Source organism: Geodermatophilus tzadiensis (assembly GCF_003002915.1).
GTDB classification, from domain to species: Bacteria; Actinomycetota; Actinomycetes; order Mycobacteriales; family Geodermatophilaceae; genus Geodermatophilus; species Geodermatophilus tzadiensis.
This window is the reverse complement of sequence record NZ_PVTG01000009.1, coordinates 1-13176: the sequence shown is the minus strand read 5'-3', so window position 1 is coordinate 13176 and position 13176 is coordinate 1. Positions and strand designations below refer to the sequence as shown.

Here is a 13176-nt window from a genome sequence, read left to right as displayed (position 1 = left end):
AGCCCGACCGGCCGTCACCAACGTCCTGGCCAGGTAGATCTAGGGCCTGTCCTGGCGATCTTTCGTCGATGTGGGCCAGGCTGACTCATGGTCGGCCGGCATGAGCTCACCGATGCAGCCTGGGCGCGGACCGAGCCGCTGCTGCCTGCCACGGGGCGCCGGGGCGGGCGGTGGCGGGATCACCGGCAGGTGATCAACGCGATCCTGGGCAGGCCGCGACCGGGGTGCCGTGGCGGGATCTGCCCGAGCGCTACGGGCCGAGGAAGACCACGCACGAGCGGCTGCGCAAGTGGACCGCCGACGGCACCTGGGACCGGATCCTCACCGAGGTGGTAACCAAGGACGACGCGGTCGGCGCGGTGCAGTGGACCGTCAGCGTCGACTCCAGCGCCGTGCGCGCTCATCAGCACGCCGCCGGAGCGCGGAAAAAGGGGGCTGCAGCGCCTCGGTCGAGGTCCTCGCCATCGATGGCGAAGCACTCGGGCGTTCCCGCGGCGGACTGACCACCAAGCTGCACCTGGCCGTCGACGGGCGCGGCCTGCCAATCGCCGTGCTGCTCACCGCCGGGCAGGCCGGCGACAATCCGCAGCTGCTGCCGCTGCTGGCGCAGGTGACGGTGGCTCGTCGCGGTCCCGGCGGCCCGCGCCGCCGACCGGAGCGGGTGATCGCCGACCGGGCCTACTCCCATCCCTCCACCCGCGCGGCGCTGCGTGCTCGGCACGTCCGGTTCACCTGCCCGGAGCGGATCGACCAGCTCGCCCGCCGCCGGGCCAAAGGCTCGGCCGGCGGCCGTCCACCAGCCTTCGACCAGCAGGTCTATGCCGGGCGCAACGTCATCGAGCGCTGCTTCGCCGACTCAAGCAGTTCCGCGCCCTGGCCACCCGCTACGCCAAACGAGCCGCCTACTACCGGGCGCTGCTCGTCCTCGCCGCCGTCGTCCTCTGGCTCCGCGAAGATCCGCAGGACAGGCCTTAGCGATCAGTTCATCCAACTGGCACGGCGAACATCAGCAGCACCAACTGCCTATGTGGCGCAGACACGCTTAAAGCCGCCAAGGCTGAGGCCGGGGGACGAGGGCGCTCGCCTGGATCCACCGCATCGTCGGGCGACACCCTGACCCTCAATCAATGAGCCTTCTTCGGCCACCCGTTGAGGACCGGCCGCCGCCCTTGAGGTCGTACGGTCGAGTGCGGCCGCCCACAGGACGGGCAGCGCGCTCGCCCGCGCGTCACCAGAGACCAACTGGTCCCACATCTACTTCGCTACTTACCCCGCGGGTTTCAACTCGATGGCGAACGTGGCCGAGAAGTCGGCATAGTCGAGACTGATCCTCCAGCCGTTCCCGTCGCCGTTGATCGGCTCGGCCTCCTTGCCGAGTGTGCCGTCCGAGCTCAGCCGTGGGTTCTCGGTCCAGGAGATCCCACCGATTCCCTCCTGCACCGTCCCCCCGTCCTTGGGGGCGACCCGCACGAACAGCTGCCTGTGCAGGATGACATCGTCGGAGAAGCGCACCCCGAAGGAGTCCCGTTCAGCGACGTACAACTCGAGCCGGAACACCAGGTCCCCCGTGTCACGGGTGACCCGGGAACGGTCCATCCAGCCCTCCCACAGCGTCCAATCCGGCAGCGGCGGGAACGCCACCTCTGCGCCCTGCTCTGCGTCGTCGAGCGTCGCGCGGCGGTAGGGCCCGTAGCAGTTCTCGGCATCACGGCTCTGGTGGAAGAGCTCGAAGTCGACGTCGCGGGCCTTGATGGAGGCGCCGAGGAAGAACTCGGATCCGCCGAGCGGATCCGCGCCGTGCTTGATCTCGGCGGTGAGCAACCGTAGTCGCACGAGCACGTCGCCGAAGAAGAATCGGCTCGCGATCTCGTATGCCTCACGGGAGGTCACCAGTGAGTCCTCGCCGCCGTGACACTTGTGCACGAAGGTGCGCGGGGCGCCGGGCAGCTGAGCGCTATGCTGCTTCACCAGGCCGTCGCTGCGGTTATAGAGCGGGCCAAACTCGCCACCTGCTGAGAACAGCCGGTTGAGCCCGGATGAGATGCGGTTGTCGTAGGTACGATAGTTCGTACCGACTACCGTGAGGATCCGGCGCGGGTCGAAATGCTTGTGTAGATCTTTGTACGACCCGGGCCACCTCTCGTTCTCCTGGTTTTGCGGGTTGAAGCGGTTCAGTTCATCGTCGGCGTCGACACCGACCCACTTGGAGAGCAGTTGGAATGTGATGCCCCTGTGCGGCGTCCCGAGGGTGACGACCTTGTTGACGAAGTCCTCAGGGTTCTTGTTCTTACCCGGATAGGTTATCTGCAGCGCCTCGCGGACGATCAGGCCGCCCATGGAGTGGGCGATGATGTTCACCATCGGCGGCGTCTCCCCCTCCACCCGGGCGAGTGCCCGGATGAAGTCGATGAGCCGCACGAGTGCCTCCGCGTAGACTGTAAATTTTCGTTGCAGGTCGTAGTACCGAAAGACCCACAACGTGCGACGTACTTGCTCCGGCGGCCGCCGGACGAGCGCGAGTGCCGTCGCGGGATCAATCACCAGGTCGCCAGTGAAGAATTTCTCGGATATATTTCGGTCGACGAGCTCCTTCGGGATCTCCGGATGATCGGTGACCGCATCGGCGTAGTAACCGATGACGTTGGTCGCGTCGTAGTAGGTGTAGTCGGACTTCAAGAACTTGAGGACCATGCCCTCATAGATGTAGTTCTCGCCACGTTTGCCCGGATATACCGTGCCGTTGTTGAACCCCTGGTAGGCGATTCGCTTCTCGTCACTGACGTCGAGCCCGCCGAATCCCCGGACGAGAATGATCGGCAGGTGCTGATTGGTCGCGGTCGCCATGGCGCTCTCCCCCTGCAGCCGAAGACCGGGCACGGACAAGCATGGAGCGGCGGCGGTACCGGCGTCCATCCCCTGCTGCACGGGACGGACGGATTGGATCGCGTTCGCATCTTCGGTTCAGCAGCGACTGATGACCGTTGGCACTGTTCTCGCGGCGGCGTCGTAATGACGCGTCCACGCGGCTGGAGAGGTCACCAGGGGAGCCTGCCCCACGGGCACTGCCGGCCCCCGCGGTAAGTAGGTGGTCAGCGGATCGGGCGGCACGGGCACCCGAGAAGGCTCCACCTCGACGGGATCGCCGTCCATGAGCCGCTTCCTCCTGCTCCTGCCGAGCGGACCGGGCGACGTCCGCCTCTGCACGACACGGTCGGCCGTCCTTCGACGGGGTCACCACCCACGTCCATCCGCGAGACCGTGGCCACGCTGATGGATCGCGCCGGACTGTCCCCTCGGGCAACGGCAGACCGACTCGGGCACGCCCACACCTCCATGACCTCCGACGTCTACGGTCGATCCTCGTCCTCGGGCGACTCCCCTCCGTCGTCGGCCGGTGGCCGGGCCTGCATCCGTGTCACGTGGTCCGCCGCGGTGGCCCAGCGGTCGACCCGGGCCAGCCGACGCCGCTCCAGCTCGCCCAACCGACTCTCGGACGCGGCGACGACCAGGAAATCCACGTGACGCTCTCAGACGTCGAGCCCCAGGGACATGCCGAGCAGCTCGGCGACGCTGCGGCCGGACTCCGGGGTCACGCGGGCGACCACCGGCTCGTCGCCCTCACCCGTGGTCACCGCACCCCGGCCTCGGCGGCATGCCTCACCGCGGCGTCGGACGTGGTCTGGGCACGGATCACGATCGGTCAGCGCTCCGGTCGGTCCAGGACGCGCTCGATGAACTCGAACGCCGCCGGGCGGTTCTCCTCCCAGCAGGGCCGGGGCGTAGGGCATGGTCAACTTCTAGTAGCCGACAGCCAGCTGGGCCAAGGTAGCCCACTCTCGGCCCCCTCGAGGGTGGGCTCGCCATCCCCACGACGTCAGGCAGCGGGTGATGCGCGGACGGCATCGAAAGTGTCCTCGCCCGCCCTACGGCTCCCCTAACCTGACCTGACTGTGAGCATGGCCGGGTCAACTGGCTGATCGTGAGCTGACGGTTGGCGACAGTGGGCGTGACCCATGCACTAACTGGCTTCGTGCTCTGCTGCGAACTTGTACGCCTGCTGTCGTCGGCGCCAGCCCGGCCGGCGACGCAGGCCTGATCAGGAGCTTGACCGCCAGATAGGCGCTGGCGTGTCCCGTCATAGTCCTGCCATCTCCGCACCGGACCGGACCTTGCGTCCCCACGGTGAAGAGAGAACGCATGTCCCTGCTGGCAGAGCTGGTCGAGGTCGTCATCTTTCGATTCGACCGTCGGCCGGACCCCGCCCTCATCCCTGGCCGGCTGACGACGGGTCGCCGGCGCTCGGACCACCGGGCGTGAGACGGCGGGGCCGGTGACGTCAGTCGTCGTCCGCGCCGAGGACGGCGAGGTGGAAACCGAGGTCCGCGGCGGCGCCTCCGCTGCTGTGCGTCGTCACGAAGACGCCGCGGTCGTTGCCGGCACGCCCCACGACGGTGATCTCGCCGGGGAGTGACGCGCCCGCCGCGCCGGACAGCCCTATGGTCGCGACGTACGCGCTCCTCCGCACGTCCCTGCGGAAGACCACCTCGTAGGTGCCCGTCCCGAGTCGTGCAGCCGACACGGCTCTGCGCCCACGTGCGAGCGTGCCGTTCGCGTCGACCACCGCGTACATGACGCGCGCGTCGTCGTCCTCACGGCTCGCCGCCGCCACGTTGGCAGCCGGCGTTTCCTCGTCCGCTGCTCGTGGCAGGTTCAACTCCGACATCGAGGGCCTCCTTTGTGTACGGGACATCGCTGGGTCGGCCGAGGAGGCGAGGATGGCGGATGCCGCGTCACGGTCGCATCACCGTCGGTGCCTGACGGCGTGACGGACCCACTCGCGCAGCTGATCGGCATCGTGTGATCCTCGCTGGCGATGGGTCCCTTCGGGCGGAGGCTTCACGGGACCGGAACGCAGACCGACACCACGCTCCCCTCGCTGTCTCCACCGGTGAACCGGATGGTGAACAGGTCCGGCCCCCGGAGCCGGACGTTCCGGTAGGTGTTCGGGAAGTTCATCGCGAACGTGCTGACGGCAGCCCCCGCGAGATCCAGGCCGTCCACCGTGTACGGCCCCGCGAACTGACCGATCCGCAGGCGGGCCCACCGGACCGGCACGGGGAGGCCGATCTCCAACCCGGAGTGCGGGAACTGGAGACCACGCTCACCTGCCGTCGCGTTGACGAAGGAGACCACGGACCCGCCCGGGACGTCCTGGAAGTCCATCGCGGCGAAGGTGAACCCTGGTCCCAGCGCGGTGTCATCCGGGAAGAGGGAGAAGTCCGCGCACAGGAGAAAAGCCATCGGGCCTCCTCGGTTCACCGGTGCTCGACCGGCCGGCCGGTCGACGTGGGTTCGACGGCACGTGCCATGAGGTGCTCGAGCACCTGACGGGTCTTGTTCTGCTGCTGCGCACCGATCGCGAGGCCGCGGGACCACAGGAACGCGGTCAGCTCGGCCTGCCGCCTGGAGGCCTGCCCCAGGTCGGCGACCACCGAGAGCTCGAGGAAGTCCAGGTCGCCGACGGTCCACCGCTCGGCCCGCGGATCGAGCCCGTGAGGGGCCGCCGGGACGTCCTTCCACCGGGTCGCCGTCACGGGCGGGAGCGCGGTCAGGGTCGCCAGGTTGATGGCGGTGCCCGAGCAGTCCTGCAGGAAGAGCAACTGGTCGGCGGTGAAGAGGTCCTGGACCGGCCGGTTCCCCTGACCGGCCTCCCGCACGAGGCCGCCCGGCCGGTCGTAGCTGTACGAGGCCGCGAGCACCCTCCGCTCACCCGACCAATCGGCCTCCAGCTTCAGCTCCCACTCCTCGCCGCCGGTCTTGCCCTTCGTGGTGGCCAGCCACCGATCGGTCAGCTGGGAGCGCCGGCAGGGGCGGAGCTTGATGGTCGCGTCGTCGTCGCCACGGGCCTTGTCGCGAGCCCTCAGGATCACGCCGCGATCCAGCAGTGGCGTCCCCGGGCCGTCGCCCGGGGTGACGTCCTCCCAGAACCAGATCTGCCAGGGGTCCTCCGCCGGGAGCTGGAGCTCCTCGACCGCCTGACCGGTCAGGTCCCGGCCGAGGGTCACCTTGATCTCGACTCCGTCGAAGCGCATCTCACCCTCGTCGTCATCTCGCGGGCCGCCACAGCGGAGGACGAGGGCAGGGTCGTGGGCACCTCGTCACGACGTCGTCACGGCTTCGTCACCTGCCGGTCCCCAGGGGCCGCGTGACGGAGTGGTGACGCCGTGGTGACGGGGGACGCGAACTCTGGCGCCGTCGGGACGAGGTGGGTGGGGCGGTTGTGCGCGGTCCCTCCGGCGTGCCCCCTCCGCCTCCCGGCGTCACCTGGGAACCGGATCTGCGAGGAGACTGACATGGACGAAACCGGCTACATGAAGGCGTTGCGGGACATCGCGCGCATCGCGGGCGAGGCGGTCGGCGACCAGGCTTCGTCCGACGGAGGCGGGGCTTTCGACGCCGACGCCGGTTGCCGTGTCATGGCCCTGCCCGACCGGCTGCAGACGAAGGCCGCGGAAGTGGCGGCGAAGGAGAACCCGACCAACGCGCCGCTGCAGGAGCTCGCCCTCGGCGACGGCGTGCTCGACCCCCTGCAGCTGACGATCTACACGGGCAGGTACTGGGGGCCGGTGCCCAAGACCCTGACGGTGAGCTTCATGGAGGCCACCGCGGCGGACCTGCGGGCACGCATCGTCGAACACCTGAACGCTTGGGCGAAGTACGGCGGCATGTCCTTCACCCAGACCTCGGGGACCGGCGACGTCCGCATCTCCCGAGGCCCCGGGGGCTACTGGTCCTACCTCGGCACCGACATCAAGCTCATCCCGGCGAACCGGCAGACCATGAACCTGCAGGGGTTCACGATGAGCACCGACGAGAAGGAGTACCGCCGGGTCGTCCGCCACGAGGCCGGCCACACGCTGGGGTTCCCGCACGAGCACATGCGCCAGGCGCTCGTGAACCGCATCGACCCGGAGAAGGCCTACGAGTACTTCAAGCGGACCCAGGGCTGGCCCAAGGAGATGGTGGACCAGCAGGTGCTCACCCCGCTCGACCCCACGAAGATCATCGGGACCGAGGCCGACCAGGACTCCATCATGTGCTACCAGCTTCCCGGCTCGATCACGAAGGATGGCAAGCCCATCCGCGGGGGGCTGGACATCAACCCCCTCGACGCCTCCTTCACCGCGACCATCTACCCCAAGATCCTCCGCGACCAGGGGGTCGCGGGAACGACGACCGAGGCGGCGGAGGTGCCGGTCCCGCGCACCCCGACCGTGGTCGACTGGGATCCGCAGGAGGACGTCGTCCTCACGTCGTGATCCGCACGTCCTGATCCGACGGCGGGCCGGATGAGCCGCCTCATCGACGTCCGGCCGGACGAGGACGGCCTGCCGCCGGAGCTGGTCGTCGCCGTGGGCGACGTGATCCGGGTCGCCGCGAACGGGGGCCGGATCCGGTCGGGCAGCGGTGTCGAGCTGCTCGGGGTGCTCTCCGAGAGCGTCGTCGGCACCGACGGGTCGGTCCTCACCCCGCTTGGGGCACCGGGCGCGGTCCTGCTCCGCGCCCGGTCGCCGGGGCGCGCGGTCGTCGACGTCATCACCGGTGACCCGTTCCGGGCGCCCGTCACGCGTAGCGTCACCATCCGGGTCGAGACCTGACCAGGGCGATGACGGCCCGACGGTTCACCAGACGATGTCCGCGAGCGTGGCCAGCGGCTCCCGCTCCCCCGTCTGATCGGCCGGCGCGAGGGGCTGGGCCTCCTGCAACACGTCCGGGAACCGCAGCCCGCAGCGGGCCTCGATCTCGGCGACCGTCACCTGGAAGACGCGGAACTCGTCCAGCTCCAGCGCCTCGAGCTGGTCGAGGGACTGCGTGAGCAGGAAGGCGCGTGCCTTCAGGGCACCGGCCTCGTGGAAGGCCAGAACCTTCCAGTACTCGCGCGGGAGCCGCACCCCCCGGTAGACCCGGTCGTCGGCGGCGAAGACCGGCCCGCCGAACACGCTGACCTTCAGGTCCTCCACGTCCACGTCGGCGAAGACCGCCTCCTCAAGCTTCCCCCACACGCCGTCCTGGGCGCTCTGGTTGAAGTCGTCCATCTGCGGCGCGATGTTGGTGAAGAAGAACGAGTCGCGGTTGGCCCGTTCGGCGACGGGCAGGCTGCCCCAGACCAGGTCGGCCCGCCGCGCGATGTGTCCCCGGTCGAGGTCGTTGCCGGCGTACAGCTCGTTCCCGACCTGGAGGTCGTCGGCGATCTGGGGGTCCTTGAGGAACTTCATCCCCTTGCGGCTGAGCGCCTTCAGGCTGCCGCCGTCGATGTTCCAACCCACCCAGAACGCGAACCGCCGGGAGGCGCTCATCTGCAGCGAGAAGTGCGTGTGCTCGACGACGGTGTCGCCGTCGACCGTGGACGCCACGTCCTCGCGGATGGCGGCACCGGGCTCGGGCGCCGGGACGCTAACGCCGAGGAAACCGGGGTCGTAGCCGTGGGGCACCATGACGTCCTCGGGCGACGGCGGGCGCAGCGTGATCTCCAGCTTCTCGAACACCGACGCGGGCAGGCAGGCCAGCGCGTGCTCGTCCGGGTCCAGCCCGGCCTCGCCGCCGAAGTGCAGACCGGCCACCACGGTCGTCGGCTGCCCGGCGTCGGTGAACAGCCACATCGCCCCGGAGTCACCGCCCCGGCTGATCTCGCCCTGGGCGGCCGGGTGCACCGGGTCCGGGCCGATCTCGAAGCAGCCGATGTTCTTGAGCCCCACGGACCCGCCATAGTCCAGCTGCACGATCGCGTCGACCCGTCGCACGATCCCGCGCGTCACCTCGGTCGTGCGGCCGGACTTGACCACCGCGTCGCCCAGCTCCGGCTCTCCGAGCCGGTCCGGTACTACGCCCAGCCCCAGGTGGACGGCGTCGAAGCGGCGGTCCTCGATCGTCGCGACGGCGCAGTCCCCCGCGATCCCCAGGTACGAGCGGACCAGCCGGCCCAGCCGGTTGGCGGCGAGGCGGTTGTCGTCGCGCGGACCGGGCTGCACCACGTCGTCACCGACCGAGCCGTCCGGCCCGTGCAGCACGTGCCAGTTGCTCAGCACGTACGGCGTGCCGTCCCGCCGGTCGTACACGACGCCACCGATCGTGCCGGCGGTGATGGACGGGTGCCCCACGCTGATGCCCGGCACGACCGGGTCGAGCCGGACCTTCCGCGCGACGGTGGGCGGCTCGGCCACCAGGCGGAACGCCGGCGCGTAGCGGCGCTCCAGCACGTCGGTCGGGACCGCCACACCGTCGATCACGATCGACTCGGGCACCGCCGACGTACCCAGCGCGGCGAGCGACTCGGGCTCGGCGAGCTTCTCGCCGACGGTGAACTGGACCGAGAGCTCTGGGGTCTCCCTGCCGTCGGTGACCTTGTACCCGATGCCGATGGAGGTGATGTTGGGATCGGCGAGGTACCTCTCGCCCTCGGTGCGGATGAACCGCCGCAGCGCGGCGAGCAGCCGCTCGTACTCGCCCGTGGTCATCCTCGTGCGGTCCGTCGTCGCGACGCGCCCGGAGCTGTCTGCATCGGTGGGCATGGCCCCTCCCTGCGTCCCGCCGTCGGCAACCCCTGCCGACGGGTCGTTGCTCCTCGCCGTCCCGGCGCGGGTCCGCCGCTGGACGAGTGTTCGGCCGGCGTCGGGCCGCGGTCAGGTGACGGTGACGCGGACCTTCGCGAACCCGGACGTGTGATCGCGCAGGAGGAGCGCCTGGTTGTTGGACGACGACCGTTCCGCGGTGTCGGTCGTGACGATCCAGCCGAAGAAGTACTGCCCCGCCGGCACCGAGGTGGGGATCCGGACGGTCAGCGATCCGCTCCACCAGGTCGTGAACGTGTTCCAGGTGAAGGACGCGAGCTCGTGGTCACCGGCGGACACGACCTCGTTCGGCGAGAGGTAGAACGTGAGCCGCACGTTCTGGGCCGGCACGTTGCCGCGGTTCTCGACGTGCACGAACTGGACGGCGGCGGTGCCCCCGCGGGCGACCGTCTCGGGCACGAGGCGCGTCATCACCAGGTTCCCGGTCGTGCCTGGGGCCGCGTGGGCCTGCGACCACGTGGCCATGTCGGTGAACCGGGCGACGGACCACGTTCCCTCGGCGACGTTCGCGTTGACCCAGTCGAGCATGCTGCGCACGCCGTGGTGGTCGTCCGCCCTCGAGTACCAGAGCGAGGTGTGGTTGGGGGGCTGGCGGAAGGTCCCCGGGTACAGCAGCGCCATCCGGGCGGACTCGTGGCCGAGCGTCAGGGCATGCCCGTACTCGTGGGTCAGCGTCTTCCGGAACTGCGCCTCGTCCCCGGCGATGGCCGGGTTGACGAGGATGTCGGTCTCGGTGACGCGGTTGCCGCTGGTCCAGGTGTAGCAGACGCCGTTGGCGGACAGCACGTCCCAGGTGTCGTAGCCGCCGGCGGTCATCTGGGCGTTCGACAACACTCCCACGTTGTTCTGGCCGTTCCCGGCCACCGGCAGCCGGTCGCGGATGGGCTGGCCGTCCGACGTGGTGATCTTGTATGCGAACAGGCCGAGGCGGTTGTCGACGAGCGCGTTCCAGCTCCCCCGGCAGTGGTTGCTCCACGCCCAGTTGTCGTCGTTCGGCAGGAAGTGGAAGTGGCTCTGGAACGCGGTGACGTAGTTGCCCGAGAGCACCGCCTCGGCGGTACCGGCACCCGCAGGGCCCGGCTCCGACTCCTGGCTGTGGCCCTCGATGTTGTGCGGCGGCTCCCGTACCGGTGGTCCTGCCGCGGACGGGGAGCTCCCCCCTCCCTGCCCGGGGAGGACGTCCGGTGGGGCCGAGCCCTGGCGCTGAGCGGCGCGCAGGTAGTCGACCACCGCCCCGAGGTCGACCGGGGCGTGCCGGCCGGCCTCGAGGGCAGCCCCTCCCTGCTGGTCGGGCAGCGGCTCCGACGCCTCGTCCGGAGGGCCTTCCATCGGCGCGGAGGCCCGGGCCACCGGTCGCACGTACCGCAGCGCCTCGAAGGTGGGTTCGGCCTCCGCGAGCGGAACCCCCTCCTGGAACCCCACCAGCACCCTGCCCGACGCGTCCGCCACGACCGCCCCGTCGTCGTGGACCTGCAGGACCTCCCGGAGCCACAGCTCGCCTCCGACCCGGTCGGCGAACACCACGTACCGCTCGCCCGGGACGAGCCGAAAGGAGCGCTCCGTGGAGACGGTGGAGCCGTCGGGACGGACGCCTCCGGTGTCGTTGACGGTGACGTACTCGCCAGGCACCTCTCCCCGGATCACGTCGTTGACCCGGAAGACGTAGCCGGTCCGGAGCACCCTCAGCTCCCCGGGGGTGTAGGTCACGCCCTGCGCCAGGTTGACGTCGGCCACCAGGTCCGCCGACCGGACCTGGCCCGCCAGGCCGGCCTCCTCCCCCGCGCCCACCGTCGCCGCCGGGACGTCCTCGGCGCGCTCGACGTGATCGGCCTCGCGGGCACCGTCGCTGCGGTTCTCGTCCTGTGCCACAGGTCGGCTCCTCTTCCTCCGGGCTCGCGGCGTGCGGCGCCGACGGATGCTCGGCGTCCCGGCGCGGCCGACCCAGCGTCCCGAGCGTGCGTCACACGGGCGTCACTGCGCCGTCACCAGGTCGTCGGACCGCGGCGGACACCGATCCGGTGACGCCGCCGTGACGAGCGCAGCCCACAGTCGTTCCCGAGCAACGCGTCGCGCCTCCACGCGGCACCGGCGAAGGAGGGTCCATGTGTCCCAGGACGACGATCCATTCCGGCTCCGGGATGCCGGCGAGGCCAGCCGGGCGGTCGAGCCGAGCCTGCACGTCTACGGACCCGGGGCGGTCTGCGACACCGAGGCACGGGGGTCCGCGGCCCCGCGCAACCTGTCCCGCCTGGAACTCGTCGTGGACGCCACCGAGGGCTTCGTCCCGCTCTGGGCCGAGCACACGACGCTGCGGTGGCGCTTTCAGCAGCGCTCGCTCGAGTCCTTCGCCGAGCCGGCGGTGGCCGCCGAGGCCCTGACCCGGCTGCTCGGCCTGGCGATCCTCGGGTGGGGGGCGGCCGCACCGGTCAGGTTCACCCGGGACGACGACGCGTGGGACTTCGAGGTCTCGGTGCGCGACGTCGACCGGTGCTCACCCGCCGGCTGCGTCCTGGCGCGGGCCTTCTTCCCCGACGCGGGCCGGCACGAGCTCGTGATCTACCCCCGCCTGTTCGACCAGACGGAGGAAGAACGGGTCGAGACGCTCGTCCACGAGCTCGGTCACGTCTTCGGGCTCCGCCACTTCTTCGCCCTGGTGCGCGAGCAGGCCTGGCCGGCCGAGGTGTTCGGACGGCACGAGCCCTTCACGATCATGAACTACGGCAGCGAGAGCAGGCTGACCGACGCGGACCTGGCGGATCTGGCAGTCCTGTACCAAGAGGCCTGGAGCGGACGGCTGACCGAGGTCAACGGCACCCCCATCCGGCTCGTCCGGTCGTTCAACGCCTCGGGTGCCGACTCCGCGCGCCTCGTCGCGATGAGCGGCCGGCCGTGACGGTCCGCAGACCGGCCACTACCCGCCGGCCGAGCGGGGCCGGCGGGTCCGCTCCCGGGCCACCACCCCCCGGGACAGCCGGTTCCACACCGCGGCCAGGTGCGTGTCCTCGTCTGCGTGTCCTCGTCGAGGACGCGGACGAGCGTCCTGATCCTCCGCCCAGACCGACGAGGTGGTCCTCAAGGGCGGCGTGCTGCTGGCACCGTTCCACGTCCGGCGCCAGACCCGTGCCGTCTCCTGGCCGGTGAGGGTTTCGCTCGTGCATCAGGTCACGCTCGAACTCGGCGATGGCGCCGAGCGCCGTCGTCGTGCCCACCGCTTGATCGACGGAGTACGCGCTGCCCGAGCGGTCGGGACGAGCGCGGTGAGCGTCGGCGTCTCGCCGCGTCCTCGAAGGCTCCACAAGCCCGGGACCTGACATCAGTCTTCCGCGCACGCTGAGGATCGACAGCATCGGGCCATCCATGCGTCACATCCACCCAAGAGCATCGTCCACGCGTGGACAGGCGCGGCTGCCCGGCCTGCTCGTAGCCGTTGGGTCCTGTGCGGGCCTCGGTCCCCGCGGTGGGGCCGGCGCATCGGCCCTACCGTGGCGGCCTCAGTACGGCTGTCTCGCCTCGGCGGCGTTGCTCGGGCCGTGTCCCTGGTCGACAG

Annotated in this window: 10 protein-coding genes and 1 pseudogene; 5 read left to right on the top strand and 6 right to left on the bottom strand. The window is 70.2% G+C overall.

The window, feature by feature from the left end; translation table 11 throughout:
* Positions 1–87: 87 nt before the first annotated feature.
* Both LY71_RS24700 and LY71_RS12625 read left to right on the top strand, forming a co-directional pair.
* Positions 88–260: pseudogene (locus LY71_RS24700) on the top strand (transposase); the annotation flags it as partial.
* 104 nt (positions 261–364) lie between these two features.
* The gene (locus tag LY71_RS12625; RefSeq protein ID WP_425433029.1) at positions 365–1117 is read left to right on the top strand and encodes a transposase; all 753 of its coding nucleotides are present in this window, start codon (positions 365–367) and stop codon (positions 1115–1117) included.
* A 149-nt stretch (positions 1118–1266) separates the two neighbouring features.
* Here the strand turns inward: LY71_RS12625 and LY71_RS12620 are convergent, their stop codons facing one another.
* The 4 genes from LY71_RS12620 to LY71_RS12605 all read right to left on the bottom strand — a co-directional run bounded on the left by LY71_RS12620 (position 1267) and on the right by LY71_RS12605 (position 6092).
* Positions 1267–2844 (bottom strand): esterase/lipase family protein, encoded by a 1578-nt coding sequence (locus tag LY71_RS12620; RefSeq protein ID WP_170121332.1) that lies wholly within the window; start codon positions 2842–2844, stop codon positions 1267–1269.
* A gap of 1492 nt (positions 2845–4336) precedes the next feature.
* Positions 4337–4723: a hypothetical protein gene (locus LY71_RS12615; RefSeq protein WP_106278008.1), complete on the bottom strand. Its 387-nt coding sequence runs from the start codon at positions 4721–4723 to the stop codon at positions 4337–4339.
* A gap of 173 nt (positions 4724–4896) precedes the next feature.
* Entirely contained in the window at positions 4897–5301 is a 405-nt protein-coding gene (locus tag LY71_RS12610) for a hypothetical protein (protein ID WP_106278006.1), read from the bottom strand.
* Positions 5302–5315: 14 nt separating this feature from the next.
* The gene (locus tag LY71_RS12605; RefSeq protein WP_106278004.1) at positions 5316–6092 is read right to left on the bottom strand and encodes a hypothetical protein; all 777 of its coding nucleotides are present in this window, start codon (positions 6090–6092) and stop codon (positions 5316–5318) included.
* Positions 6093–6353: 261 nt separating this feature from the next.
* On the opposite strand from LY71_RS12605, the gene LY71_RS12600 reads away from it, so the two are divergent.
* Positions 6354–7319: a zinc metalloprotease gene (locus tag LY71_RS12600; RefSeq protein ID WP_211297308.1), complete on the top strand. Its 966-nt coding sequence runs from the start codon at positions 6354–6356 to the stop codon at positions 7317–7319.
* A gap of 30 nt (positions 7320–7349) precedes the next feature.
* Positions 7350–7658: a hypothetical protein gene (locus tag LY71_RS12595; RefSeq protein ID WP_106278002.1), complete on the top strand. Its 309-nt coding sequence runs from the start codon at positions 7350–7352 to the stop codon at positions 7656–7658.
* A 24-nt stretch (positions 7659–7682) separates the two neighbouring features.
* Here the strand turns inward: LY71_RS12595 and LY71_RS12590 are convergent, their stop codons facing one another.
* Together LY71_RS12590 and LY71_RS12585 are read right to left on the bottom strand one after the other, a co-directional pair.
* Positions 7683–9515: a DNA/RNA non-specific endonuclease gene (locus LY71_RS12590; protein ID WP_106277999.1), complete on the bottom strand. Its 1833-nt coding sequence runs from the start codon at positions 9513–9515 to the stop codon at positions 7683–7685.
* A 165-nt stretch (positions 9516–9680) separates the two neighbouring features.
* Positions 9681–11498, bottom strand: a complete 1818-nt coding sequence (locus LY71_RS12585) for a matrixin family metalloprotease (protein ID WP_106277996.1) — start codon at positions 11496–11498, stop codon at positions 9681–9683.
* A gap of 235 nt (positions 11499–11733) precedes the next feature.
* Between LY71_RS12585 and LY71_RS12580 the strand changes: the two genes are divergently transcribed.
* Positions 11734–12522 carry a zinc metalloprotease gene (locus LY71_RS12580; RefSeq protein ID WP_106277994.1) on the top strand — a complete coding sequence of 263 codons (789 nt, stop codon included), beginning with the start codon at positions 11734–11736 and terminating at the stop codon, positions 12520–12522.
* The last annotated feature ends 654 nt before the right edge of the window (positions 12523–13176 follow it).

Excerpts from the sequence above, each read along its gene's own strand:
- LY71_RS12620 (WP_170121332.1), bottom strand. The coding sequence starts at position 2,844 with ATGGCGACCGCGACCAATCAGCACCTGCCGATCATTCTCGTCCGGGGA.
- LY71_RS12590 (WP_106277999.1), bottom strand. The coding sequence starts at position 9,515 with ATGACCACGGGCGAGTACGAGCGGCTGCTCGCCGCGCTGCGGCGGTTC.
- LY71_RS12605 (WP_106278004.1), bottom strand. The coding sequence starts at position 6,092 with ATGCGCTTCGACGGAGTCGAGATCAAGGTGACCCTCGGCCGGGACCTG.
- LY71_RS12610 (WP_106278006.1), bottom strand. The coding sequence starts at position 5,301 with ATGGCTTTTCTCCTGTGCGCGGACTTCTCCCTCTTCCCGGATGACACC.
- LY71_RS12600 (WP_211297308.1), top strand. The coding sequence starts at position 6,354 with ATGGACGAAACCGGCTACATGAAGGCGTTGCGGGACATCGCGCGCATC.
- LY71_RS12595 (WP_106278002.1), top strand. The coding sequence starts at position 7,350 with ATGAGCCGCCTCATCGACGTCCGGCCGGACGAGGACGGCCTGCCGCCG.
- LY71_RS12615 (WP_106278008.1), bottom strand. The coding sequence starts at position 4,723 with ATGTCGGAGTTGAACCTGCCACGAGCAGCGGACGAGGAAACGCCGGCT.